Source organism: Nocardia sp. NPDC051570, assembly GCF_044454005.1.
Taxonomy (GTDB): Bacteria; Actinomycetota; Actinomycetes; order Mycobacteriales; family Mycobacteriaceae; genus Nocardia.
Genome location: NZ_JBITDI010000015.1, coordinates 1 through 22,542 on the forward strand (window position 1 = coordinate 1; position 22,542 = coordinate 22,542).

Here is a 22,542-nt window from a genome sequence, read left to right on the forward strand (position 1 = left end):
CATTCCGAACCCGGAAGCTAAGCCTGCCAGCGCCGATGGTACTGCACTCGCCAGGGTGTGGGAGAGTAGGACACCGCCGGAACATACATTCCCGAAAGGGCCCTGACACCAGTCAGGGCCCTTTCGCATTTCTCATGCCTATTGCGCACGAGGTCATGCCAAGCTCGTAGGCATGGCCTTGCAGACCTCGTTCACGAAGCTCATGTCCGTCCGGCACCCGATCGCCTCGGCACCGATGGGCGGTGAGGCGGGCGGAGCGCTCGCCGCCGCGGTATCCGACGGCGGCGGTCTGGGCCTCATCGGCGCGGGCCGCGGCGATCGCGAATGGCTCACACGGGAGGTCGGTATCGCGCGGCGGGCGACGACCGAGCCCTGGGGTATCGGATTCCTCGTCTGGGCAATCGATACGGATGCCGTGGCTCTGGCGCTGGAGTTCGAGCCCGCGGCGATCATGCTGTCGTTCGGCGATCCGACACCGTTCGCGCAGCGGGTCCGCGATTCGGGCGTCAAGCTGATCCTGCAGGTGACCGACTTGGACGAGGCCCGGCGCGCGCTCGACGTGGGCGCCGACATCATCGTCGCCCAGGGCGGCGACGCCGGCGGCCACTGCGGCGAGAACGGTATCGGCACACTGTCTTTCGTCCCGGCCGTGGTCGATCTGGTCGGTCCGACGCCGGTCCTCGCCGCGGGCGGGATCGCCGACGGCCGCGGCCTCGCCGCGGCCCTGACCCTGGGCGCGGCCGGCGCGCTCATCGGCACCCGTTTCCAGGCGACCCCGGAGGCGCTGGTGTCGCCCGAAATCGTCAAGGCCCTGCTCGACGCCGACGGCCAGGACACCGAGCGCAATCACACCCTCGACATCGCCCGCGGCGCCCCATGGCCACACCGCTACCCCGCCCGCACCCTTCGCAACGCCGTCCTCGACCGCTGGCGCGGACGAGACGACGAATTACGTTCGGACACAACGGCCCTCCAGGAGTACCGCGAGGCCGCCGCCCGCGGCGACCTGAACGTCCTCCCCGTCTGGGCGGGCCAAGCCGTCGGCCTGGTCGACTCCATCGAATCGGCCCGCGACATCGTCACCACGGTGACCACCGAGGCCGAACAAGCCCTCACCCGCGTCGCCCCACGGTAGAAAGTCATCCGGGGCACAGACGTTCGGAGATCTCGTGATCACAATCACGGGGCCACGGACCGCGACCTGGTGTCAGTTCACTGTGTGGCGTGTGGGGTTCGGTCGTGTGGGCCGCGGACCACTACCTGGTACCACAGGGTCACCGGGTGGTCGGGGCGGTCTCGAGTTCCTTTGCGAGGGCTGTCAATTGGTCGCCGGTGCCCTGTTCGCGCCAGGCGGGCTGTTCGTGGCCGTCCAGATAGGCGCCGTGTTCGGTCAGGACCAGGCGCGTACCCGCCTCGGTGGCAACGAATTCCACTGCGGTGAGGGAGACTGTGGCGACCGTGTCGCCCCAGTGCATCGTGGAGGTGTAGACGAGGCGCTCGTCGGGGACGATCTCCTGATAGATCGTCTCGAAGGTCATCTCGATACCGTCGTGGACGCCGCGGGCGGTTTCCCGGCCGCCGACGCGGAAGTCGAGTTCGTGCCGCGCGTTGCCGCCGGCGAACCAGCGGGCCTTGGTCGCCGGGTCCGACCAGGCGGCGAAGACCGTTGCGGGTGCGGCGGTGTACTCGCGCTCGAGGGTGAAGGTGGCGTGGGTGACGGTGTGATCGGACATGAGCTACTCCTCGTGATCGGTATGTTCGGCGAGGATCTCGCCGAGGGCGTCGAGGCGGTGTTCCCAACGGGTGCGCCGGGCACCCAGCCATTGTTCGGCGGGGCGCAGGGCCTCGGGCGCCAACTGGCAGGTGCGTACTCTCCCAACCTTTTCCGACCGCACCAGCCCGGCATCCTGCAGCACCTGCAGATGCTGGACCACCGCCGCCAACGACATCGTCAACGGTTCGGCCAGCGCGCTCACGCTCGCGGGGCCCGCGGTCAGTCGTTCGAGCAGGTGGCGCCGCGTGGGGTCGGCGAGTGCGCGGAAGACCTGGTCGAGATCTCCGGATTGGTTAAGCACATACTTAAGTATATGACCGCGGACCGGATGGTCAAGCGATGGCTTGACTATTGAGCCCATCCGGACCGGACGGTCGCGATTCCGTTTGGAAGGACTTGCCGCGTAGGGCGTTTCGCGTGTCGGGCCGAATGGCCCAGATTCGCAGGCCTGGACGGCGAACTGTTCGCTACTGCGGGCGGGGCGGCTGTCGAAGTCCGAACCGGGCCGCGGACGCGCGACCGCCCGCCTTCGGAGTGTCGCTCTTTGCGCATCGGCCTGTCGCCGCTCGCATCCGATTTACCGGCCGCTTTGTCGTATTCCCAGGTCTGGCCATATGTTCGGCATGCCGTATCAATCGGCCCGGGAGACGATTCACCAGGCGAAATATCATAACGCTGAGTATTTCCAAATAATAGTTAAAAAAATCCTCCAAAACCTCTTCCCTTGAACAGTTCCATCGACTATCGTCCGATTCGGCAAATCGCCAGTGACCTGCGGGCACAGTTTTCCGCCCGCACCCACGGTCAGGGAGACAACTTCCGGCTAACGCAGGAAAAGCCGGAGGTACAACCGATGAGCCCGATCTATGACGAGGGGATCGGGCCCTTCGGTAAAGTCTCGCGCAATGTCACAGGAAACGAACGCGGGCAGGATGTACGCCGGACAGCCCGTAGAAGACCGGCAGCGGCAGCGACGTGCGCGTTTTCTGGAGTCCGGATTGTCGGTGTTCAGCCGAGACGGCTATGCCAACAGCTCCGTCGGGGCCATTTGTAAAGATGCCGGACTCTCCTCACGACAGTTCTACGAGGAGTTCACCGGGCGCGAATCGCTGCTGCTCGAGCTCTATGAACACATCGACCGCGAATCGCGGGAAGCGGTATCGGCCGCATTGGCCGATCACACCGAACACAGCGCGGTGGAGGTCATCGACGCGGCCGTGCGGGCCTATGTCGAGGCCATCGGACGCGATCCGCGCCGGGCCCGGGTCGCCCTGGTCGAGGTGGTCGGTGCCGGACCGAAGGTCGAGAAGTTTCGCCTGGAGTTGCGCCGAGCCTGGGGATCGTTGCTGGCCAGCGCCGCGGAAGACGCTGCGCTACAGGGCGAGATCCCGCCCGGCGACTACGAGATGCGATCCATCGCGATCATCGGTGCGGTCAACTACGTCGTCGACGCGTGGAGCGGTTCGGAGCCGCGCCGGCCGCTCGACGACATCATCCGGGTGCTCCGCCGGGTGATCATCGGCGCCGTCAGCGCATAGCTGCCGCATCCGGTTCGCCTAGCATCGCTGCTATGCACGTCCACGAGGGGGACAGGGCGGCCCCCAGTTTCGTTGTCTGCGGGGATAATCCGCTCGTCTATCAGCTGGCGCTACAGCTGGTGACCCGGTTCGCGGACGCGATCGTGACGGTGGTCCTGCCCCACCGCGACGGTGGGTACGTGCCGCAGCTGGAGCGGTTGGAGCGGGTGCGGATCCAGTGCGCGGATCGGCTGGACGAGGAGACGCTGCGGCGGGCCGGGGTGGCGCAGGCCCGTGCGCTGGTGCTGGTGGATCAGGCGGATGTGGAGAACTTCCATGCCGCGCTGCGGGCGCACGAACTCAATGCGCGGATCCGGCTGGTGATCCGAATGTTCAACACCGGCCTGGGTTTTCGCATCCGCAGCCTGTTCGCCGACTGCGTGGTCCTGTCGATCTCGGAGATCGCCGCGCCGTCGTTCATCGCGGCGGCGCTCGGCGAGAAGACCCTGGACTATCTGCGCCTCGGCGAGCGGACGCTGTATGTCACCGGATCGTCGGACGCGCCGGCCGGGAAGATCGTCTGCGCGCTGACCGAGGAGACCGGGAACATCCGGTTGCTGCCGCCGGGTCGCGGCGGCGGGCGGGCCCTGGCGCTGGCGGATCGGGTCCTGAATCTGCCCAGCCGGCGCGGCCATTGGCTGCGGGTGGCCCGATATCTGATGCGCAACAACCTGGTTCGCCTGATGCTGGCGCTGCTGACGCTGATCGTCATCGTCTGCGCGCTGATGATGGTGATCGGAAATGCCTGGGGCGACGCGATCTACGAGACGCTGCTCGACGCCGCGGGGGCCGCGCAGCCCGAGCCCACCCGCTCGGGGATCTACAAGATATTGCAGGTCGGGGTCGTATTCATCGGGCTGGCGCTGACTCCGGTGGTCACGGCCATGGTGGTGGGCGGGGTGCTGCGCGCCCAGCTGTCCGAGCAGATCGGGCCGGATCCCGCGGATTTCACCGATCACGTCGTCGTCGCCGGGCTCGGCAATGTCGGCTCCCGCGTGATGGAGCAGCTGCGCGATCTCGGGGTGCGGGTGGTCGGGCTGGACTTCGACGAGAACGCCCGCGGTATCGCGCTGGCGCGCACGCTCGGGGTACCGGTGGTGGTCGGTCAGGCCACCTGGGAGGATTCGCTGCAGGCGGCCGGTGTCCAGCGCGCCCGGGCGTTGGTATTGCTGACCAGCAGCGATGCGGTGAATCTCGAGGCGGCGCTGCTGGGTCAGTCCTATCGCGACGATCTGCGGGTGGTACTGCGGTTATCCGATGACGATCTCGCCGAACGGGTCCAGAAGAGTCTCGGAAAGGCCGTGGTGCGCAGTGTGTTCCAGCTCGCGGCCGAGGGTTTCGCGGCGGCCGCGGCGCAGCAGCGGGTGATCGCGACGCTGTCGGTCAACGGCGACACGCTGATGGTCGCCGAAATCCCCGTCGAACCGGATTCGGCCCTGGTGGGCACGCCGATTCACGCCGCCGACCTGTCCGAACAGACCCGGGTCATCGCCCTGCAGCGCGCGGTGGGCGCGGAGCTCGAATGGCAGCCGGATCCGGAAACCGCGCTGGCCGTGGGCAATCAGCTGGTGGTGGTCGCGACCCGCACCGGCCTGCACGAATTGCTGTCGCGCAGCGTGGGGAGGCCGCAGTAGTAGCGTGCCGGTCATGGAGACTGTTCCGATTCAGGTGCCCGACGGCAGCACTGTGCCGGTGCGGTTGATTCCGGCGCGCGGCGCGCATCGCCATCCGATCACCCCGGACGCGCCCCGGGCGGTGGTCGTGATCATTCCGGGGTTGGGAGTACCGGGTGCGTACTACGAGCTGTTCGCCGATCATCTGGCCCGGCGTGGATTCGATGCCGCGATCGGTGAGTTGCGCGGAAACGGGGACAGCCGGCCCACGCCGAGTCCGGCCAGCGCCTACGGATATCAGGAGCTGGTGTCGGTGGACTTTCCGGCGATATTCGAGGTGGTGCGCGAGCGCTTCCCGGACAGCACGCCGATCCTGTTGGGGCACAGCATGGGCGGACAGCTGGGCGTGATGTACGCCGCCCGGATCCGGGGGCGCCTGGGCGGGCTGATCCTGATCGCCTCCGGCACGCCCTACTACCGCGGCTTCGGGGGCATTGCCCGCTCGGCCATGATGGCGATCCCGGCGGCCGTCTCGCTGACCGCGAATCTGGCCGGGTTCTGGCCCGGCGACCGTATCACCGCGGGCGGTTTCGGCCGCCAGTCCAAGGTGCTGATCTCCGATTGGGCGCGACTGGCCCGCACCGGCCGATTCGAACCGGCCGGTGCGGATATCGACTACGAGGAGCGCATCGGCAGGCTGAAGCTGCCGGTGCTGTCGATCACCGTCGCTGGCGACGATCTGGCCCCGCCCGGTTCGGCCGACCATCTGCTGGAGAAGCTGCCCAAAGCGCGCGTCAGCACCTGGCATCAGCCGGAGGCGTTGGGGCATAACGGCTGGATCGCCAGCCCCGCCTCCACGGTCGACCGGATCGAGCGGTGGATCAGGGACCGTTAGGGTTCCATCAGCATCTGGATGAAGAATTCGTAGATCAGGGTTGCCTGGAACGCCATCTGCTTGTTGTCCGCCGCGCCGCCGTGGCCGCCCTCGATGTTCTCGTGGTACCAGACCGTATGCCCCTGCTCCTCGAGCAGCGCGGCCATCTTGCGCGCATGTCCGGGATGGACGCGGTCGTCGCGGGTGGAGGTGGTCAGCAGGATCGGCGGATAGGACGCGTCGGCTCGGGCGTTCTGATACGGCGAATACTTCGCGATGTATTCCCACTCCTCCGGCTTGTCCGGATCGCCGTATTCGGCCATCCACGACGCCCCGGCCAGCAGTAGGTGGTAGCGCTTCATATCCAGCAGCGGTACCTGACACACGATGGCGCCGAACAACTCCGGATACCGGGTGAGCATCACGCCCATGAGCAGGCCGCCGTTGCTGCCGCCGACCGCGCCCAGCCGCGATGCGGTGGTGATGCCGCGGTCGACCAGATCGCGGGCGATGGCGGCGAAGTCCTCGTAGACCTTGTGCCGGTTGGCCTTCTGCACCTGCGTATGCCATTCGGGCCCGTATTCGCCGCCGCCGCGGATATTGGTCATCACCCAGGTGCCGCCGCGTTCGAGCCAGCCCATACCGGACGCGCCGCTGTAGGCGGGGGTGCGCGAGACCTCGAAACCGCCGTAGCCCGACATCACCGTCGGGCCGGGCCCGCCCTTGTGGTCGCGATGGCGAATCACGAAGTACGGCACCATCGTTCCGTCATCGGATCGGGCGAAGAACTGCTCGGTCTCGAGGCCGTCGGCGTCGAAGAATGCCGGTTCCTGTTTGAGCGGTTCGGACGATCCGCCCACCGAACTCGTCAGCAGGGTGGCGGGCGTGGTGAATCCGCTTGTGGTGAGCATGAATTCGTCGCCGCCCTCGAGGGGGTCGAGGTTCATGACGTTGGTGGTGGCCATGGGCGGGGTGTCGGCCAGCGGTTCGCGCACCCAGCTGCCCGTCCCCGGCCGGACGACATACAGTTTGGTCTGCACATCCTCGAGCGTGATGAGGATCAGATAGTTCTCGGTCCAGCCGTAGCCGTGCAGCGAGGTATGCGCGTCGGGGGTGAAGACGATCTCGAAATCCCGTGCGCCCGCGAGGAATTCCTCCAGATTCGCGGCCAGCAGCGCGCCCGCGGGATAGGTCTCGCCGCCCACCTCCCACGGCGTCTTCAGCCGCACCAGCAGCCAATCCTTGTACCAGGATTCCGAGGAGTCGCTCGGTACGTCGAGATGGCGCAGGCTGCCGTCGTCTTCGAGGAGATAGACCGATTCGTTGAAGAAGTCGGTGGCGCGGCCTACGTAGTGCCGCTCGTAGCCCGGCGTGCGGTCGTAGCCCGCCGACACCAGCACATCGCCCTGTTCGCCCTCGAATACCGTCTGCGCCTCGCTCAGTGGCGTGCCGCGCCGCCAGCGCTTGGCGATGCGGGCGTAGCCGGAGTCGGTGAGCGAACCGGGTCCGAAATCCGTTCCGACATAGACGGTGTCGGCATCGATCCAGCGGATCTGGGATTTGGCCTCGGGCAGATGGAATCCGCCGTCGGCCGGATCGCGGAATTGCTTGGTGGCCACATCGAATTCGCGGACCACCTTGGCGTCGGCGCCGCCGCGGGACAGGCTGATCAGCGCCAGCGACTGTTCCGGGCGCAGCACCGAGGCCCCGCCCCACACCCAGTTCTCGCCCTCGTCCTCGGCCAGCGCGTCGAGGTCGATGAGCACCTCCCACCGCGGATTGTCGTTGCGGTATTCGGCGAAGGTGGTTCGCCGCCACAGCCCCTTGGGGTGCGCGCCGTCGCGCCAGAAGTTGTACAGCCATGTGGCGCGCCGGGATGGATACGCGATGCGTGTGTCGGTGTCGAGCATGGCCAGAATGCGATGTTCCAGTTCGGAGAACCGGTCGGAAGTCGCAAACCGCTCAACCACCACGTCGTTATGCGCTCGCGCCCACTCGAGCGGCTGCTCACCGGTCACCTCCTCCAACCACAGATAGGGATCGGATCGCTGCTCTTCGACACCTGCCATGGTTGCCATTGTGGCTGAGGTTAGCGGCCTTCGGGGCCGCGAACCCGCGACGCCGGAGGCGGCGCAAAACAACACTGCGTTAGGCTCGAAGCCGTGACTTCCCACTACGATGTCGTCGTTCTCGGTGCTGGTCCCGGCGGGTATGTCGCCGCGATCCGCGCCGCTCAACTCGGCCTGCGAACAGCGATCGTCGAGCAGAAATACTGGGGTGGCGTATGCCTGAACGTCGGGTGCATTCCGTCCAAGGCGCTGCTGCGCAACGCGGAGCTGGCGCATATCTTCACCAAGGAAGCGAAGACGTTCGGTATCACCGGCGAGGCGAGCTTCGACTTCGGCGCCGCCTTCGATCGCAGCCGTAAGGTCGCCGACGGCCGCGTCAAGGGCGTGCACTTCCTGATGAAGAAGAACAAGATCGACGAGTACGACGGGAAGGGCACCTTCACCGACGCACATACGCTGTCGGTCGAGCTGTCCAAGGGCGGTACCGAGCAGATCACGTTCGACAATGTCATCATCGCCGCCGGCACCAATACCAAGCTGCTGCCGGGCACCTCGCTGTCGCAGAACGTGGTGACCTACGAAGAGCAGATCATGACCCGCGATCTGCCGGGCTCGATCCTCATCGTCGGCGCGGGCGCGATCGGCATGGAGTTCGGCTACGTCCTGAAGAACTACGGCGTCGATGTGCGCATCGTGGAGTTCCTGGACCGGGCGCTACCCAACGAGGACGCCGATGTGTCCAAGGAGATCACCAAGGCGTACAAGAAGCTGGGGATCACGATCACCACCGGCGCCGCGGTGCAGTCCATCGAGGACAACGGCTCCAAGGTCACCGTCAGCATCAAGGACAACAAGTCCGGCGCTGTCGAGACCGTCACGGTCGACAAGGTGCTGCAGGCCGTCGGCTTCGCGCCGCGGGTGGAGGGCTACGGCCTGGAGAACACCGGCGTGCGGCTGACCGATCGCGGCGCGATCGCCATCGATGACTACATGCGCACCAATGTGCCGCATATCTACGCCATCGGCGATGTCACCGCCAAGCTGCAGCTGGCCCATGTGGCCGAGGCGCAGGGCGTGGTCGCCGCCGAGACGATCGGCGGTGCGGAGACCCTGCCGCTGGGCGATTACCGGATGATGCCGCGCGCCACCTTCTGCCAGCCGCAGGTCGCCAGCTTCGGCCTCACCGAGGAGCAGGCGCGGGCCGAGGGTTATGACGTGAAGGTCGCCACCTTCCCGTTCACCGCCAACGGCAAGGCCCACGGCCTCGGCGATGCCCAGGGCTTCGTGAAGCTGATCTCCGACAACAAGTACGGCGAGCTGCTCGGCGGCCACCTCATCGGCCCCGACGTCTCCGAACTGCTGCCGGAGCTGACCCTGGCCCAGAAGTGGGACCTGACGGTCAACGAGCTGACCCGCAACGTGCACACCCATCCGACGCTGAGCGAGGCCCTGCAGGAGGCCTTCCATGGTCTGGCCGGGCACATGATCAACTTCTGATCCCGGCGCAAAGAGCGCGCCGGGAACAATGGGTCCGGAGCGCGCCGGGAACAAACAAGGGGAGCGCCCCGCACCGAGAACAGGTGCGGGGCGTTTGTCATTCGCGCTGGTAGGCGGCCTGGGCCTCGGTGATTGTGTCGAGATTGGTTTCCAGGGTGATGATCAGGGCCTCGAGATGTTCGGCGATGCGGGCGCCGAGGTCGGTGAGGGTGTATTCGACGCGCGGGGGGATGGTCTGGACGACCTCGCGGTGGATCATGCCGTCGCGCTCCAGGGCCTGCAGGGTTTGGGAGAGCATGCGCTCGCTGACGCCGTCGACGCGGCGGCGCAGGGCGCTGAACCGGTAGGGACCCTCGCGCAGGGCGACCAGGGCGAGGGTGCCCCAGCGACTCGCGACGTTCTGCAGAACCGGTCGCGATGTGCAGTTCTTGGCGAAAACATCGGCCTCCAGCGTCGGATCGGCGCTGTCGGCCGGCTGGACGTGCCGCATGCTCATGACGGTGATGCTACCTATCTGCCAGTAATGCCGGAATACCATGTACTAACTATTAGTTAGTGCTGTATGTTCCGTAGGCACTGTACGAATACTCACTGGAGGTAGTCATGACCGTCGCCGTCACCGCGGCCAGCGGGCAGCTGGGTCGTCTCGTTGTGGAGGCGCTGCTGCGCCGGGCGGCCGGGCCGGTCGTCGCGATTGTCCGCGATCCGGCGAAGGTGGCCGATCTGGCCGAGCGCGGCGTCGAGGTGCGGCAGGCGTCCTACGACGATGCCGAGGCGCTGGATCGGGCGCTGGCGGGGGTCGACCGGGTGCTGCTGATCTCCGGCAACGAATTCGGCAAGCGGCTCGACCAGCACACCACCGTGATCCGCGCGGCCGAGCGGGCGGGCGTGGAACTGCTCGCCTACACCAGCATTCCGCGGGCCACCGAGAATCCGACCCTTCTGGCGCAGGAGCATCGCGAGACCGAGGCCGTGCTCGCGAATTCGACTGTGTCGCATACCGTGCTGCGCAACAGCTGGTACTGGGAGAACTACGAGCACAGCGTGGTCCCGGCTGTCGAGTCCGGGACGCTGTACGGCGCGGGCGGCGAGGGCCGCATCGCGGGTGCGGCGCGCGCGGATTATGCCGAGGCCGCCGCGGTCGTGCTCACCACCGAGGGGCATGCCGGGCGGGTCTACGAGCTGGGCGGTGACGAACGGCTGACGTATGCCGAAGTGGCACAGCGGATTTCGGAGGCATCCGGTAAGCCGGTTCGGTATCAGGATGTCGCCGAGGGCGATTACGTGGCCGCGCTGCGGCAGGCGGGGCTGGACGCCGATTATGCGCGGGTGCTGGCGGATGCGGATGCGAAGGGTATCGCCGCCGGATTCCTGGATGTGTCCAGCGGCGATCTGGGCAAGCTCATCGGGCGGCCGACCACCCCGGCGGTCGAGGTGTTCGGGGCGGCACTCGCCGGATAAGACATGCCTGCGCAGGCGTTTCCGGCTCGAGGTCGGGAACGCCTGCGTCCGAGCGCTACGGCACCAGCGGGCGGACCTTCTCCGCGACGAATCGCACGAACCCCTCGAGATCCGGCTCGTCGGCGGTGGGCTGCAGGGCGACCGAATCCGCGCCGGCGTCGACCATGCGGGCGACCGCGTCGGCGACCGCCTGTGCGTCACCGGCCACACCGAGGCCCTCGATATCGGCGCGGCCCATCGCGCGCAGATCGGCCTCGAGGCGTTCGGCCGCGCCGGTGCCGGTCGCGGTGGCCAGGTTGATGACGACGTACGGCTTGTCGGCGCGCGCCGCGGCGGCCCGGCCCTCGCCCATGAGTTCGATTGCGCGCCTGGCCATATCGGGTGTGGTGCCCGAGGTCAGCACCGCACCGTCGGCCTTCTCGCCGACCAGGCGCAGGGTGCGCGGGCCGGTCGCGGCCGAGAGCAGCCGCGGCGCGGTGGCCGGGGGCCAGTCCAGGGCCACCTCGTCGAGTGTGACGTAGCGACCCTGGACGGTCACCCGTTCGCCCGACAGTAGGCGGCGCAGCCCGTCGAGGTATTCGCCCAGCAGCGTGACCGGTGAGTCGACACGGGCGCCGGCCTGACCCATCCACTCCTGAACACCGTGGCCCACGCCCCAGATCGCGCGGCCGGGGAACATCCGCTCCAGCGTGGCGATCTCCATGGCGGCCAGCGCGATATTGCGCAGCGGGACCGGGAGCACGCCCACGCCGATGCGGACCCGCTCGGTCCAGGCCAGCGCCGCCGCGGTGGTCGCGATGCCGCCCTCGAGGAAGCAGTCCTCCCAGATCCACAGCTCGTCGAGCCCGGATTCGTCTGCGACGCGCGCGATTTCGCGCAGCCGCTCCGGCGGATTCTGGGGACGGAAGGCGATTCCGAGGGTTGTCATGGGTACATCGTTACCAGGCGCCCCGGCGAAAAGCGCGCCGGGGACTGGGAGGGGACGCGCCGGGGACTGGGAGGGGACGCGCGGGGACTGGGAGGGGACGCGCCGGGGACTGGGAGGGGGATCAGTGATCGTTCTGAATGCGCAGCGTGGTGATGGTGCTGGCCAGTCCCTCGTATTGATTGACCAGCAGCACGATTTCGATCAGGCGGTGCTCGTCGTAGTGCGCGGCCAGCGCCGACCAGGTGGCATCGTCGAGATCGCGGGTCCGCACGAGCTGATCCACGGCGGTGAGCAGGGCCCGCTCCCGGTCCGACCAGCCGGGTGCGTCCGGGCCGGTGCGCAGCCGCTCCAGGATCTCCGGGGTGACGCCCGCCCGCTTGCCGAGCCGGATGTGGTGATCGGTCTCGTATTCGCATCCGCGCAGATGCGCCACCCGCAGGATGACCAGCTCGGTATCGAAGCGCCGTAGCTTTCCGCCCGGCATCAGCCGCCCCGAATAGTGCAGCCAGCCGCGGAACAGTCCGCCGGTCCGCCCGAGGGTGCTGAACAGATGGGCGTCCGCGGTGCCCGCCGCCCGCGAGATCACCTGCCAGACCACCCAGTTGATCGGACCCAGTTCCCGCAGCCGACCCGGCGCAATGCGTGGCTCCCTCGATATCATGCCCCACGCTAACAGTGCGCGGGTCCCTCGCGCAGTGGTGGGCGCGGGCCGGACCGGGGTGCCGCGAGATCCCGCCCCCTGCGCGTCATCTCGCGTACCCGTCGGTTCCCCTCGCCGGCCCGCCCTCGTAACGGCCAGTATTGCCAGCCGTATTCCTCCCGGGCGCAAGATTTGCGCCAACCGAGGAACGCTACCGGAGGCGGCCTGGATTCGGAAATCGTTGTGCCACAGGGTCTATCGCAGCACGTAGGGCGAGATCGAGCTGCGGTGCTCGCTGATGTCGAGCGATTTGCCCAGCGGCGGGAACGCGCGCTGCGGGCAGTTGGCGCGTTCGCAGACCCGGCAGCCCGCGCCGATGGGGGTGGCCGTGGGGTCGTTGAGGTCGAGGCCGTCGGCGTAGACGACCCGACTGGCATGGCGCAGTTCGCATCCCAGGCCGATGGCGAAGGTCTTACTCGGCTCGTTGTAGCGGGTAGCGCGGCGCTCGACGGTGCGGGCGATCCACAGATACTTGCGGCCGTCGGGCATCTGGGCGATCTGGGTCATGATGCGGCCCGGATAGGCGAAGGTCTCGTAGACGTTCCACAGCGGGCAGGTGCCGCCCGCGGAGGAGAAATGGAATCCGGTGGCGGACTGGCGCTTCGACATGTTGCCGGCGCGGTCGACGCGGACGAACGAGAACGGCACCCCGCGCAGCTTCGGCCGCTGTAGCGTCGAAAGCCGGTGGCACACAGTCTCATAACTCTGGGTGAAGAAGGCCGAGAGCCGCTCGATATCGTAGCGGAAGTCCTCGGCCACCTCGTGGAAGTAGGAGTACGGCAGTACGGTCGCGGCCGCGAAGTAGTTGGCCAGGCCCAGCCGCGCCAGCTTGCGGGTGTCCTCGGAGGCGAAATTCGCCTCCTCGGCCAGCTTATCGATCAGATCGCCGCATTCCAGATAGGCCAGTTCGGCCGCGAGCTTGAACGACCGCTGTCCACCGGACAGATAGGGCGCGATCTCGAGCCGCCGCTCGGTGGCGTCGAAGCGGTGCAGCACGCCGTCGCCGAGATCGATGCGCTCGACGATCTGCACACCGTGCGCGGTGGTCAGCCGCCGCGCGATCTCGCGGTTGAGATCGCCGCCGTGGAAACGCATGCGGGTCGCGAGTTCCTCTGCGGCGGTATCCAATTCGTGGATGTAGTTCTGCCGCTGATAGAAGAAGTCGCGGACCTCCTCGTGCGGGCGGGAGATCGCGCCGGAGCCGCTGCCGTCGGCGAAGCGGTCCTCGGTGGCGGCGGCCAGCTGGGCGGTCGTATTGCGGTAACGGCGGTGCATATTCACCATCGCCCGCGCCAGGCTCGGATGCGCGGAGACCATATCCGCGATCTCCTGGGCATCGGCCTCGATGCTCAGCTCCTGATCCATCACGACCTCCTGCAGTTCGGCGATGAGCCGGGTGTCGTCCTGCGAGGAGAAGAAGGTGGCGTCGACGCCGAAGATCTCGCTGATGCGCAGCAGCACCGGCACGGTGAGCGGGCGCACGTCGTGTTCGATCTGATTGAGGTAACTCGCCGAGATCTCCAGCTTCTTGGCGAGCGAGACCTGGCTCAGTCCTCGTTCGGTGCGCAGCTGGCGAAGCCGAGCCCCGACGTAAGTCTTGGCCATATGTCCAGTTTATGGACGATTTTGCAGGTTTGCCAACCGGTAATTAGCAGATCTGTTGCGCGATATGTCACACCCGAGCGTTACCGTCGATCCGTGTTGCTGTCCCGAGTCGTCGAGGCGTCGCAGGCCGTGCGGGCGAGCGCCTCGCGCAAGACGAAGATCGCCACGCTCGCGGAGCTGTTGGCGGAGGCAGGCTCCGACGAGCTCGCGCAGGTCGTCGCGTGGGTATCGGGGGAGTTGTCGCAGGGCCGCATCGGCACGGGCTGGCGCACGCTCATGGCCGTCGCGGTCGATCCGGCGCCCGAACCGACCCTGACCGTGGCGGCCGTCGACGCCACGTTCACCGAACTGGCCGCCACGGCCGGAGCGGGTTCCGCGGCCCGGCGCCGCGAGTCGCTGGTCGCGTTGCTGGGCGCGGCCACCGCCGCGGAGCGGGACTTCCTGATCCGCCTGCTGACCGGCGAGCTGCGCCAGGGCGCGCTGGCCGCGATCGTGGCCGAGGCCGTCGCGCGGTCCGCCCAGGTGCCGGTCGAGGCCGTGCGCCGGGCCTACATGCTGTCCGGGCAGCTGCCGGTGACGGCCGTGGCGGCGCTGACCGGCGGGGCCGCGGCGCTGGCCGAATTCCGGCTGGAGGTGGGCCGGCCGATCCAGCCGATGCTCGCCTCGCCCGGGGCGGCGCTGGACGAGGCGCTGGCGGAGTTCGGCGGCGAGGTGAGTGTGGAGCAGAAGATGGACGGTGCGCGAATTCAGGTGCACCGCAAGGGTTCCCGGGTATGGGTGTTCACCCGGACACTGCGCGATATCACCTCCGGCGTCCCCGAGCTGGTGCAATTGGTCCGGGAATTACCTTGTGACAGCGTCGTTCTCGACGGGGAGACGCTGGCGCTGACCGATGCGGGGCGGCCGCGGCCGTTTCAGGAGACGATGAGCCGCTTCGCCACCGACCCCACGATCGATCCCGCCCTGCGCCCGCCCGCGGCCACCTCCACCCGCGATCTGCTGCTGCATCCGTACTTCTTCGATTGCCTGTATCTGGACGGCGTCGATCTGCTCGACGCACCGCTCGCCGAGCGCCGGGTCGCGCTGACGAAAGTCGCTGGCGAGCACAGCATTCCGGCGCTCATCCGGCCCGATGCCGAGGCCGCGGCCGAATACTTCGACGGCGCGCTGGCGGCGGGGCACGAGGGCGTGATGATCAAATCGCTGTCCGCGCCGTATGCGGCGGGGCGACGCGGGCGGGCCTGGCAGAAGATCAAACCGGCCCATACGCTCGACCTCGTCGTGCTCGGCGCGGAATGGGGTTACGGCCGCCGCACCGGATATCTGTCGAATCTGCATCTGGGCGCCCGCGATCCGGAAGGCGGCGAGCCGATCATGGTCGGCAAGACCTTCAAGGGACTCACCGACGCGCTCCTGCAGTGGCAGACCGCCGAATTCCCACGCCATGAGCGCACCCGCGACGGGCAGGTGGTCTACCTGTTTCCGGAGTTGGTGGTCGAGATCGCCCTCGACGGTGTGCAGATCAGTCCCCGCTATCCGGGCGGGGTGGCGCTGCGCTTCGCCCGGGTGGTCCGCTATCGCCCCGATAAGGAACCCGCCGACGCCGACACCATCGATGCCGTGCGCGCCCTGCTGCCCGCCGGGATGGCCGCGGCAATCGACGCCACGCCGATTCGGGAAACTTGAACCGACCGTCTGGTATGAGAGGCTGTCGTCATCCCTGACCTGCCCTTTCGAGTGATTCGGCGGTCGGCCCAACGGACATTTCGGGAGTGATCTGAACGTGGCGGGTAGACGGCGGACCCTGGTGCGGCTGTGGGCGGTGACGGTTGTGGCGGCGGTGTCGGTATGCGTACCGGCGTTCGCACTGGCCGACGATCCGATCGAGGAATTCGTCGATCCGCCGCACGAACTCGCCTCGGTGCTGCCGACCCCGCTGTCCGATGCGTTCTACACGCCGCCGGCCGGTTTCGAGAATCGTCCGCCCGCAACGGTATTGCGGGCGCGATCGGTGCCGACCTGGTTCACCAGCCCGGTGCGGACGATCGAGATGCTGGTGCGCTCCACTGGCAGCAAGGGTGATCCGGTTCCCGTGGTGGCGACGCTGATCGTGCCGAAGGCGGCGTGGACCGGATCGGGGCCGCGGCCGCTGGTGTCCTATGACATTCCGATCTCCTCGCTCGGCCACTGGTGTTCGCCGTCGTACACCCTCGAGCGCGGCTTCTCCGCCGATCAGCTCTCGATTCAGCTGCTGCTGGACCGCAACTACGCGGTGATCGTGCCCGATCATCAGGGTCCGCGGGAGGCGTATGCGGCCGGTCTGATGGGCGGGCACGCGGTGCTCGACGCAGCCCGGGCCGCGGTGCGCCTGGGGGTGTCCGATCTGAAACCCGAAGCGCCGGTGGTGATCAGCGGTTACTCCGGCGGCGCCATCGCCACGGGCTGGGCGGCCCAGCTGGCTCCGAGCTATGCGCCCGAGCTGCATTTGGCCGGGGCGCTGGTCGGCGGGACCCCGGCCGATTACGACCTGTTGGTGAAGATCATGAACGGCCGGGAGGTGGGGTCCGGGATTTTCCTCGCCGCCACCTTGGGCCTGGCACGGGAGTATCCGGAGCTGCTGACCCTGCTCAACGACAACGGGTGGCGACTGGCCCATCTGTTCCGAGATCTGTGCTCGGGGCAGTTGGCCGCGGCGGGCGCGGTACCGGTGCGGGTCGAGCAGCTCACCGACGTGCCCGATCCGACCGAGCTGCCGATGGTGCGAAAGATCGTGGCGGACAACAAACTCGGCGGGATCGCGCCGCGGATTCCGATCATGGTCTATCACGGCCGCGACGAATTCTGGATTCCCTACCAGGGTGCCCGCAACCTTTACGACAGCTGGTGCGCCGGGGGCGCGCGGGTGCGGCTCGCACCCTATCCGGGGGAGCATTTCATCGTCGGCGCGCTGGCGATTCCCGCGGTGGCGAACTGGGTGGCCGATCTGCTCGACGGCACGCTCGTCCCCGGCGGATGTACCGTCGCCACGCCCTGAACCAGCGCTGACAGTACATTCACAGACTTGTCGCGGTGGGTCTCGAGGTTGGCGGCGCACGCTATGAATTGTCGGTTCGGCCGATACGGATCAACTGCCCTGATCCGTCCATCCCTGGCCTGCGGCGACGCCTTCCCTCGCGGCGTCGCCGTTCGGGTTTCCGGTCCCGGAAATTCAGCTACTTCTCAGCCGGAACCTGGCGAGAGTTCAGCTCGCAGGCGCACACTGGATAACGAGGACGCGAAGAACCACTTCACCGCTGCCGGCGGCGCAACCCCCTGCGCGTCGCCGGCAGCACCCTTTCAGTACTCGTACTCGTGATGGCCGTTGAGTTTCGGCAGCCGGCATCGGCCCGCGCTGACCTCGGTCGCCAGATCCGCATAGGCATTCGCCAACTCCGCCAGCCGCCGCCAGGCATCATCGGCCAGCCATGCGGGCGTGGCGGTCAGCGCCAGATAGGCCAGCGCCGAGAACTGGGCCAGCCGATCCACGACCGCACCCACCGTCTCGGTATGTAATCGCGCGCCTCCCGGCGCGGCCGGTAACTCCGCGGCGACCCACCGATCGATCTCGTGCACCAGCTGCGCCCGCTGCCGATCGATATCGGCGGTAGCGGTCACGGTCAGCCGAAGCTCATGTAATTCGGCCAGGCGGCAGGCGCAGCGCAGCACCAGGTGCTCACCGGGTTCGAGTCCCCGGCACGCCTGCAGCAGAAGGTCTTTCGGTGGGAGCAATGCCACGGCGGCCATATTGCACGGCCAATGTTTCTGATCGGCAACGGTCCACGCGTCAACGGTGGCGCCCACCCCACCCGATGACGGCGAGTCCTGGTAGCCACGCCGATCGGCACTTGATCGATTCGTTACCGCCACGGGTAGTATGGAAATTCCTACCGGGAGTAGCATTGGGGGTGTGAAGCTGAGTGTCAGTCTGCCTGAAGAGGATGTCGCCCTGCTCGACGAGGTGGTGCGGGAGCGCGGCCTGCCCTCCCGCTCTGCCGCACTGCAGGAGGCGATCCGCCTGCTTCGCGAGGCGGGGTTGTCGGATGCGTATGCCGCGGCGTGGGCCGAGTGGGAGACCTCCGGAGAGCGGGACCTCTGGGACGGTACTGCCGGCGACGGGTTGAGCTAGCGTGCGCCGAGGCGAGGTCCGGTTGGTCGATCTCGAACCGGTGCGCGGCGCGGAATCGAACAAGCGTCGCCCTGCGGTGATCGTGAGCAACGACCGGGCCAATGAGGCGGCTCAACTCCTCGGCCGCGGTGTCGTCACCGTCGTGCCGGTAACCAGCAACACCGCACGTGTCTATCCGTTCCAGGTGTTCTTGAGTAAGGAATTGCCCGGAATCAAGGTCGATTCCAAGGCGCAGGCCGAGCAGGTTCGCTCGATCGCTGTGGAACGGATCGGCACTGTGCTCGGTCAACTGCCGGAAGATGTAGTCGCAGCGATAGATCGAGCCCTGCGTCTACACCTGGACCTGTAGCCGCAGTAGCGAGGGCGATAGGGCGATCGAATGCTCATGCCGAGGTAGTGGGGGCTCGAGCGGCGGCTCAGACCAGCTCCACCCGAACCCCCGCCTCACGGATGGCGTTGACGGCCTCCGGGGCTGCGGCGGTGTCCATCACCAGGATGTCGATGTCCTCGATGGGACAGATCCGGGCCAGGGCGGTCTTCTCGAGTTTGTCGGCGGTGGCGACGGCGATGACTCGTTCCGCGCGGCGGACCATTTCGGCGTTTATACCGGATTCGTCCAGGTGGCGGCCCTGGGCGCCGCCCTCGGCGGTGATGGCGTTGACGCCGAGAATCAGAGTGTCCAAACGTAATTCGGCCATCGCGCGTTCGGCCAGGGGGCCGTGCAGTTCGTAGGATTCGCGGCGGGCCTGGCCGCCGATGCAGATGGTGCGCAGGTGGGGGCGCAGGACCATTTCGCCGGCGATGTTGAGCGCGTTGGTCACTATCGTCAGCTCGGCGGTGGCCAGGTCGGGGCGGCCGGCCAGGGCGCGGGCCACGGCCGTGGTGGTGGTGCCGCCGTTGAGGCCCACCACCTCGGTCGGGAGTACCAGGCTCGCAGCGTGTTCGGCGACGCGTTGTTTGGCGGCGTCGCCGCCGCGGTAGCGGGCGGGCAGCTCGTAGGCGACCGAGGTCGCCACGATGCCGCCGTGGGTGCGCGTGGCCAGCTGCTGATCGGCCAGCGCGGTGAAGTCGCGGCGGATGGTGGCGGGGGAGACGCCCAATCGCTCGGCCGCCTCCTCCACCGACAGCCGGCCGGTATCGGCCAGCAACTCCAGCAGCCGATTCCAGCGCTGGGACCGATCCGTCGCAGCGGTCATTTCACGCTTCCGGCGGTGAGACCTGCGACCAGGCGCTTCTCGATGAACGCGAACAGAATGACAACGGGCACGATGCCGACCGTAGAGATAGCGAAGACGTATTGCCAAGCCGTGTCGTACTGCCCGATGAACTTCGTCAAGGCCACCGACAGTGGCTGATTCTCCGGCGTGGTCAGGATCACCAGGCTCGCCGCGAATTCGTTCCAACAGGAGACGAACGCGAAGATGGTCGCGGTCACGATGCCGGGCCACACCAGCGGCAGGCTCACCCGGGTCAGGATCTGGATCCGGCTCAACCCGTCCAGCTGCGCCGCCTCCTCGATCTCCACCGGCACCGAGGCGAAGAAGCTGTGCAGGATCCACACCGCGAACGACAGATTGAACGCGGCATTCACCAGAATCATCGCCAGCCAGGTGTCGTTGATGCCGAGGGTGAAGAACTCCCGCAGCAGACCGGTCACCAGCACCACCGGCTGCAGCATCTGGGTCACCAGCACCAGCCCGAGGAAGGCGACCTTGCCCGGAAACTGCCGCCGCGCCGTGTAATACGCGGCCGGGATCGCCACCAGCAGCACGATCACCGTGGCACACACCGAGATCACCACGGTGCTCACCAGATTGAACGGCAGCGGTGTCTCGGGCGTGTTCCACATGGTGACGTAGTTGTCCGGCCGCCACTGCTGGGGAATGTAGGTCGGCGGAATCCGCAGGATCTCCGCGCGCGGCTTGAGCGATCCCAGCACCATCACGAGGTACGGAATCAGGAACACCGCGGCGAGTACGACGCCGACCAGCGTCAGATCCCACCGCCGCCGCACCTTTCGCGCCGTGACCGTCGAACCACTCGGTGGCACAACGATTTCCGTGGCCACCGCCCGTTCGACCATGACCGGATCGGATGCCGTCATCGCGCCTCCTCACGGGCCGATCGGGTGAATCGCACGTACACCACGATGATCACCGCGATCAGCACGAAGTTCAGCACGCTCATTGCCGCGGCCGTGGCGACCTGCTGATTCTGCCGAATCAGCTTGAAGGTCAACGTGGTCGTGGTGTCGGCGTCGAAGCCGGCGATGCTGCCGGTCAGCACCTGCAGAATCGGCAGCGAATTGAATACGTTGATGATGTTGATGATGGTGGCCACCGCGATCGCCGGGCGCAGCTGCGGCAGCGTCAGATGTCGATAGCGTTGCCAGGAGCTCGCCCCGTCGACCCGGCCGGCCTCCTCGATCTCGGCCGGAATCGCCTGCAGCCCAGCCAGAATCGTGTACGTGGTGAACGGCACCGAGACGAATACCGCGACGCCGATCGCCACCAGGAACGCCGGGCCCGCCTGTTTGGTGAAGCCGAAACCCCGGTCCAGCACGCCGATATCGACGAGGAACCGATTGGCGATGCCGACATCGGGATCGAGCATGTACTCGAAGATCGTCGTCGTCATCACGACCGACGCCGCCCACGGCACCAGGATCGCCATCCGCACCAGGGTGCGCCCCGGGAACTGCTTGTTCAGGAATTGCGCCAGCGCCGCGGAGAGCACCAGCGTGATGACCACGACCGCGATCACCCAGATCACGGTGTGCGCGAGGATGCTGCCCAATTCATCGATGGCGAACAGCTTGCGGAAGTTCCCCAGACCGGCCGGGCCGCGATCCTGCCCGTACGGGCTCAGATCGCGCGTGCTGGTCCACACCATGTACCCGGCCGGGAATACGACGACCCCGGCGATCAACACCAGCACCGGGCCGATCCACGGCAGCGCGCGCAACGCCGCCGTGGATCGGATCAGGGCGCCCCTCAACTCGCCGCCTGCTGAATCTTGCCCAGCACCGAGGCCGGATCGGCGCCCTGCGCGATGGTGCCGATCTGCTGGCGAATCGCGCCCTGGGCCGCGGCCCACTTCGGGTTGTTACTGGGGTAGAACTTGGCCACCGGCAGGGTCGCCGCGAAGGCCTTGGTGACCGGATCGTCGGCCAGGGCCTGCATGCCGGTGTTGGTGATCGGGATGAAGTGCTCGGACTTCACGAAGCCCGAGTAGACCTGCGGCGAATAGAAGTAGGTCAGGAACTTCTTGATCGCGGCCTGCTTCTTGCCGTCCTTCTTGAACGCCATCAGATGATCGGCGACGCCCAGGGTGACCGGGTCGCCGGATTTGGTGGGCGAGGGCGCGGTCGCGTACTTCAGGCCCGGATTCTTCTGCGCGATCTGTCCGATCGTGGGCGGCAGGCCCTCGATCATGCCGATCTTGCCCTGATAGAAGGCGTTGAGTGCGTCCGCGCGGTTGGTCGCGCCCGGATTCGGCTGGGTCGCACCGGATTGCGACATGGCCTTCATCGCCGCCACGCCCTCGCGGTTCTGCGGGGTGTCGACGGTGATCTTGTCGCCGTCGGACCAGTTGCCGCCCGCGCCGAAGGTCCAGATCGAGGTCTCACCCTGGGCCTCCTCGCTGCCCAGCGGCAGGCCGTAGCCCGAGATGTCACCGCCGAGCGCCTGGATCTTCTTGGCGACATCGGTCAGCTCGGCCCAGGTCTTGGGCGGGGCGGTGATGCCCGCGCGGCTGAACAGGTCGGTGTTGTAGAACAGCGTGCGCGTGGAGGCGAACAGCGGTAGCGCCCACTGGGTTCCGTTGATCGAGGCGTTCTTGGCGAAACCGGGCTGGATATCGCTGATCACCGACGGCTCGACGATATCGGTGGCCGGGTAGAGCTTGCCGTCGGTGGCGAAGCTCGAGTACGCGTCGATATTCAGGATGTCGGGCGTGGTGGAGGTGTTCTGCAGCTTGGTGCGCACCACGTCGTTGATCGAGTCCCAGGACTCCATCTGCAGGGTGACCTTGATGTCCGGGTTCTGCTTCTGGAAGTCGGAGATGATCTTGTCCCACTCCGACTTGGTGCTGTCGCTGTAGATCGGTGCCAGGAAGGACAGGGAGTTCGGGTCCGAGTCATCGGACTTGCTGCCGCCGAACCCACAGGAGGACACCGCCAACACCAAACCGGTGAGCAGCGCGAACGACGAAACTGCGCCGCGGAGTGGACGTTTCACTAGATAGGCCTTTCAATGAACAATCCGTTTCGTCAGAATCT

General features: G+C 67.1%; 22 protein-coding genes. 10 read left to right on the forward strand and 12 right to left on the reverse strand.

Annotated features, from left to right (window positions below):
• Positions 1-172 precede the first annotated feature (172 nt).
• Complete coding sequence (locus ACIA76_RS31275) at positions 173-1,135, forward strand: NAD(P)H-dependent flavin oxidoreductase (protein WP_397157022.1); 963 nt, start codon at positions 173-175, stop codon at positions 1,133-1,135.
• 139 nt (positions 1,136-1,274) lie between these two features.
• Here the strand turns inward: ACIA76_RS31275 and ACIA76_RS31280 are convergent, their stop codons facing one another.
• A complete protein-coding gene (locus ACIA76_RS31280; RefSeq protein WP_397157024.1) occupies positions 1,275-1,733 on the reverse strand; it encodes an SRPBCC family protein in 459 nt (152 codons plus the stop codon).
• A 3-nt stretch (positions 1,734-1,736) separates the two neighbouring features.
• On the reverse strand, positions 1,737-2,075 hold the full coding sequence (locus ACIA76_RS31285; RefSeq protein WP_397157026.1) for an ArsR/SmtB family transcription factor: 339 nt from the start codon (positions 2,073-2,075) through the stop codon (positions 1,737-1,739).
• 604 nt (positions 2,076-2,679) lie between these two features.
• Here ACIA76_RS31285 and ACIA76_RS31290 point away from each other — a divergent pair.
• The 3 genes from ACIA76_RS31290 to ACIA76_RS31300 are packed head-to-tail and all read left to right on the forward strand — an operon-like array spanning position 2,680 to position 5,859.
• Entirely contained in the window at positions 2,680-3,312 is a 633-nt protein-coding gene (locus ACIA76_RS31290; protein ID WP_397157028.1) for a TetR/AcrR family transcriptional regulator, read from the forward strand.
• Positions 3,313-3,344: 32 nt separating this feature from the next.
• Positions 3,345-4,985 (forward strand): NAD-binding protein, encoded by a 1,641-nt coding sequence (locus tag ACIA76_RS31295; RefSeq protein WP_397157030.1) that lies wholly within the window; start codon positions 3,345-3,347, stop codon positions 4,983-4,985.
• 13 nt (positions 4,986-4,998) lie between these two features.
• Positions 4,999-5,859: an alpha/beta fold hydrolase gene (locus tag ACIA76_RS31300; RefSeq protein WP_397157032.1), complete on the forward strand. Its 861-nt coding sequence runs from the start codon at positions 4,999-5,001 to the stop codon at positions 5,857-5,859.
• Here the strand turns inward: ACIA76_RS31300 and ACIA76_RS31305 are convergent.
• Positions 5,856-7,907: a prolyl oligopeptidase family protein gene (locus ACIA76_RS31305; protein ID WP_397157034.1), complete on the reverse strand. Its 2,052-nt coding sequence runs from the start codon at positions 7,905-7,907 to the stop codon at positions 5,856-5,858. The two genes, ACIA76_RS31300 and ACIA76_RS31305, sit on opposite strands and share 4 nt — an antisense overlap.
• Before the next feature lie 93 nt (positions 7,908-8,000).
• On the opposite strand from ACIA76_RS31305, the gene lpdA reads away from it, so the two are divergent.
• A complete protein-coding gene (lpdA, locus tag ACIA76_RS31310) occupies positions 8,001-9,404 on the forward strand; it encodes a dihydrolipoyl dehydrogenase (RefSeq protein WP_397157036.1) in 1,404 nt (467 codons plus the stop codon).
• 97 nt (positions 9,405-9,501) lie between these two features.
• Here the strand turns inward: lpdA and ACIA76_RS31315 are convergent, their stop codons facing one another.
• Positions 9,502-9,900: a winged helix-turn-helix transcriptional regulator gene (locus ACIA76_RS31315; protein WP_397157038.1), complete on the reverse strand. Its 399-nt coding sequence runs from the start codon at positions 9,898-9,900 to the stop codon at positions 9,502-9,504.
• A gap of 107 nt (positions 9,901-10,007) precedes the next feature.
• Between ACIA76_RS31315 and ACIA76_RS31320 the strand changes: the two genes are divergently transcribed.
• A complete protein-coding gene (locus ACIA76_RS31320) occupies positions 10,008-10,865 on the forward strand; it encodes an SDR family oxidoreductase (protein WP_397157040.1) in 858 nt (285 codons plus the stop codon).
• A gap of 55 nt (positions 10,866-10,920) precedes the next feature.
• Here ACIA76_RS31320 and ACIA76_RS31325 read toward each other — a convergent pair whose 3' ends face one another.
• The 3 genes from ACIA76_RS31325 to ramB all read right to left on the reverse strand — a co-directional run bounded on the left by ACIA76_RS31325 (position 10,921) and on the right by ramB (position 14,098).
• Positions 10,921-11,793 (reverse strand): LLM class flavin-dependent oxidoreductase, encoded by an 873-nt coding sequence (locus ACIA76_RS31325; protein WP_397157042.1) that lies wholly within the window; start codon positions 11,791-11,793, stop codon positions 10,921-10,923.
• A gap of 121 nt (positions 11,794-11,914) precedes the next feature.
• Positions 11,915-12,454, reverse strand: coding sequence for a carboxymuconolactone decarboxylase family protein (locus ACIA76_RS31330; protein ID WP_397157043.1), 540 nt, complete (start codon positions 12,452-12,454; stop codon positions 11,915-11,917).
• Positions 12,455-12,688: 234 nt separating this feature from the next.
• On the reverse strand, positions 12,689-14,098 hold the full coding sequence (ramB, locus tag ACIA76_RS31335; RefSeq protein ID WP_397157045.1) for an acetate metabolism transcriptional regulator RamB: 1,410 nt from the start codon (positions 14,096-14,098) through the stop codon (positions 12,689-12,691).
• 93 nt (positions 14,099-14,191) lie between these two features.
• Here ramB and ACIA76_RS31340 point away from each other — a divergent pair, with 93 nt between their 5' ends.
• Both ACIA76_RS31340 and ACIA76_RS31345 read left to right on the forward strand, forming a co-directional pair.
• Positions 14,192-15,784 carry an ATP-dependent DNA ligase gene (locus tag ACIA76_RS31340; RefSeq protein ID WP_397157047.1) on the forward strand — a complete coding sequence of 531 codons (1,593 nt, stop codon included), beginning with the start codon at positions 14,192-14,194 and terminating at the stop codon, positions 15,782-15,784.
• Between the two features lie 97 nt (positions 15,785-15,881).
• Complete coding sequence (locus ACIA76_RS31345; protein WP_397157049.1) at positions 15,882-17,132, forward strand: lipase family protein; 1,251 nt, start codon at positions 15,882-15,884, stop codon at positions 17,130-17,132.
• A 302-nt stretch (positions 17,133-17,434) separates the two neighbouring features.
• On the opposite strand, the gene ACIA76_RS31350 is transcribed toward ACIA76_RS31345, so the two are convergent.
• Positions 17,435-17,938: a DUF4254 domain-containing protein gene (locus ACIA76_RS31350; RefSeq protein ID WP_397157051.1), complete on the reverse strand. Its 504-nt coding sequence runs from the start codon at positions 17,936-17,938 to the stop codon at positions 17,435-17,437.
• 106 nt (positions 17,939-18,044) lie between these two features.
• On the opposite strand from ACIA76_RS31350, the gene ACIA76_RS31355 reads away from it, so the two are divergent.
• Together ACIA76_RS31355 and ACIA76_RS31360 are read left to right on the forward strand one after the other, a co-directional pair.
• Positions 18,045-18,263 carry a ribbon-helix-helix domain-containing protein gene (locus ACIA76_RS31355; protein ID WP_397157053.1) on the forward strand — a complete coding sequence of 73 codons (219 nt, stop codon included), beginning with the start codon at positions 18,045-18,047 and terminating at the stop codon, positions 18,261-18,263.
• A 1-nt stretch (position 18,264) separates the two neighbouring features.
• The gene (locus ACIA76_RS31360) at positions 18,265-18,612 is read left to right on the forward strand and encodes a type II toxin-antitoxin system PemK/MazF family toxin (RefSeq protein ID WP_397157055.1); all 348 of its coding nucleotides are present in this window, start codon (positions 18,265-18,267) and stop codon (positions 18,610-18,612) included.
• A 67-nt stretch (positions 18,613-18,679) separates the two neighbouring features.
• On the opposite strand, the gene ACIA76_RS31365 is transcribed toward ACIA76_RS31360, so the two are convergent.
• Genes ACIA76_RS31365 through ACIA76_RS31380 form a run of 4 tightly spaced genes read right to left on the reverse strand, consistent with a single transcriptional unit; the run spans position 18,680 to position 22,501 of the window.
• The gene (locus ACIA76_RS31365) at positions 18,680-19,459 is read right to left on the reverse strand and encodes a DeoR/GlpR family DNA-binding transcription regulator (protein ID WP_397157057.1); all 780 of its coding nucleotides are present in this window, start codon (positions 19,457-19,459) and stop codon (positions 18,680-18,682) included.
• Positions 19,456-20,367: a carbohydrate ABC transporter permease gene (locus ACIA76_RS31370; RefSeq protein ID WP_397157059.1), complete on the reverse strand. Its 912-nt coding sequence runs from the start codon at positions 20,365-20,367 to the stop codon at positions 19,456-19,458. Before ACIA76_RS31370 ends, ACIA76_RS31365 begins: the two co-directional genes overlap by 4 nt.
• The gene (locus tag ACIA76_RS31375; RefSeq protein ID WP_397157061.1) at positions 20,364-21,260 is read right to left on the reverse strand and encodes a carbohydrate ABC transporter permease; all 897 of its coding nucleotides are present in this window, start codon (positions 21,258-21,260) and stop codon (positions 20,364-20,366) included. Before ACIA76_RS31375 ends, ACIA76_RS31370 begins: the two co-directional genes overlap by 4 nt.
• Entirely contained in the window at positions 21,257-22,501 is a 1,245-nt protein-coding gene (locus ACIA76_RS31380) for an extracellular solute-binding protein (RefSeq protein WP_397157063.1), read from the reverse strand. Before ACIA76_RS31380 ends, ACIA76_RS31375 begins: the two co-directional genes overlap by 4 nt.
• Positions 22,502-22,542 lie beyond the last annotated feature (41 nt).

What these genes read in the sequence shown, in the direction of transcription:
- ACIA76_RS31275 (WP_397157022.1), top strand. Translation starts at nt 173, where the DNA reads ATGGCCTTGCAGACCTCGTTCACGAAGCTCATGTCCGTCCGGCACCCG.
- ACIA76_RS31280 (WP_397157024.1), bottom strand. Translation starts at nt 1,733, where the DNA reads ATGTCCGATCACACCGTCACCCACGCCACCTTCACCCTCGAGCGCGAG.
- ACIA76_RS31290 (WP_397157028.1), top strand. Translation starts at nt 2,680, where the DNA reads ATGTCACAGGAAACGAACGCGGGCAGGATGTACGCCGGACAGCCCGTA.
- ACIA76_RS31295 (WP_397157030.1), top strand. Translation starts at nt 3,345, where the DNA reads ATGCACGTCCACGAGGGGGACAGGGCGGCCCCCAGTTTCGTTGTCTGC.
- ACIA76_RS31300 (WP_397157032.1), top strand. Translation starts at nt 4,999, where the DNA reads ATGGAGACTGTTCCGATTCAGGTGCCCGACGGCAGCACTGTGCCGGTG.
- ACIA76_RS31305 (WP_397157034.1), bottom strand. Translation starts at nt 7,907, where the DNA reads ATGGCAGGTGTCGAAGAGCAGCGATCCGATCCCTATCTGTGGTTGGAG.
- ACIA76_RS31315 (WP_397157038.1), bottom strand. Translation starts at nt 9,900, where the DNA reads ATGAGCATGCGGCACGTCCAGCCGGCCGACAGCGCCGATCCGACGCTG.
- ACIA76_RS31320 (WP_397157040.1), top strand. Translation starts at nt 10,008, where the DNA reads ATGACCGTCGCCGTCACCGCGGCCAGCGGGCAGCTGGGTCGTCTCGTT.
- ACIA76_RS31325 (WP_397157042.1), bottom strand. Translation starts at nt 11,793, where the DNA reads ATGACAACCCTCGGAATCGCCTTCCGTCCCCAGAATCCGCCGGAGCGG.
- ACIA76_RS31330 (WP_397157043.1), bottom strand. Translation starts at nt 12,454, where the DNA reads ATGATATCGAGGGAGCCACGCATTGCGCCGGGTCGGCTGCGGGAACTG.
- ramB (WP_397157045.1), bottom strand. Translation starts at nt 14,098, where the DNA reads ATGGCCAAGACTTACGTCGGGGCTCGGCTTCGCCAGCTGCGCACCGAA.
- ACIA76_RS31365 (WP_397157057.1), bottom strand. Translation starts at nt 19,459, where the DNA reads ATGACCGCTGCGACGGATCGGTCCCAGCGCTGGAATCGGCTGCTGGAG.
- ACIA76_RS31370 (WP_397157059.1), bottom strand. Translation starts at nt 20,367, where the DNA reads ATGACGGCATCCGATCCGGTCATGGTCGAACGGGCGGTGGCCACGGAA.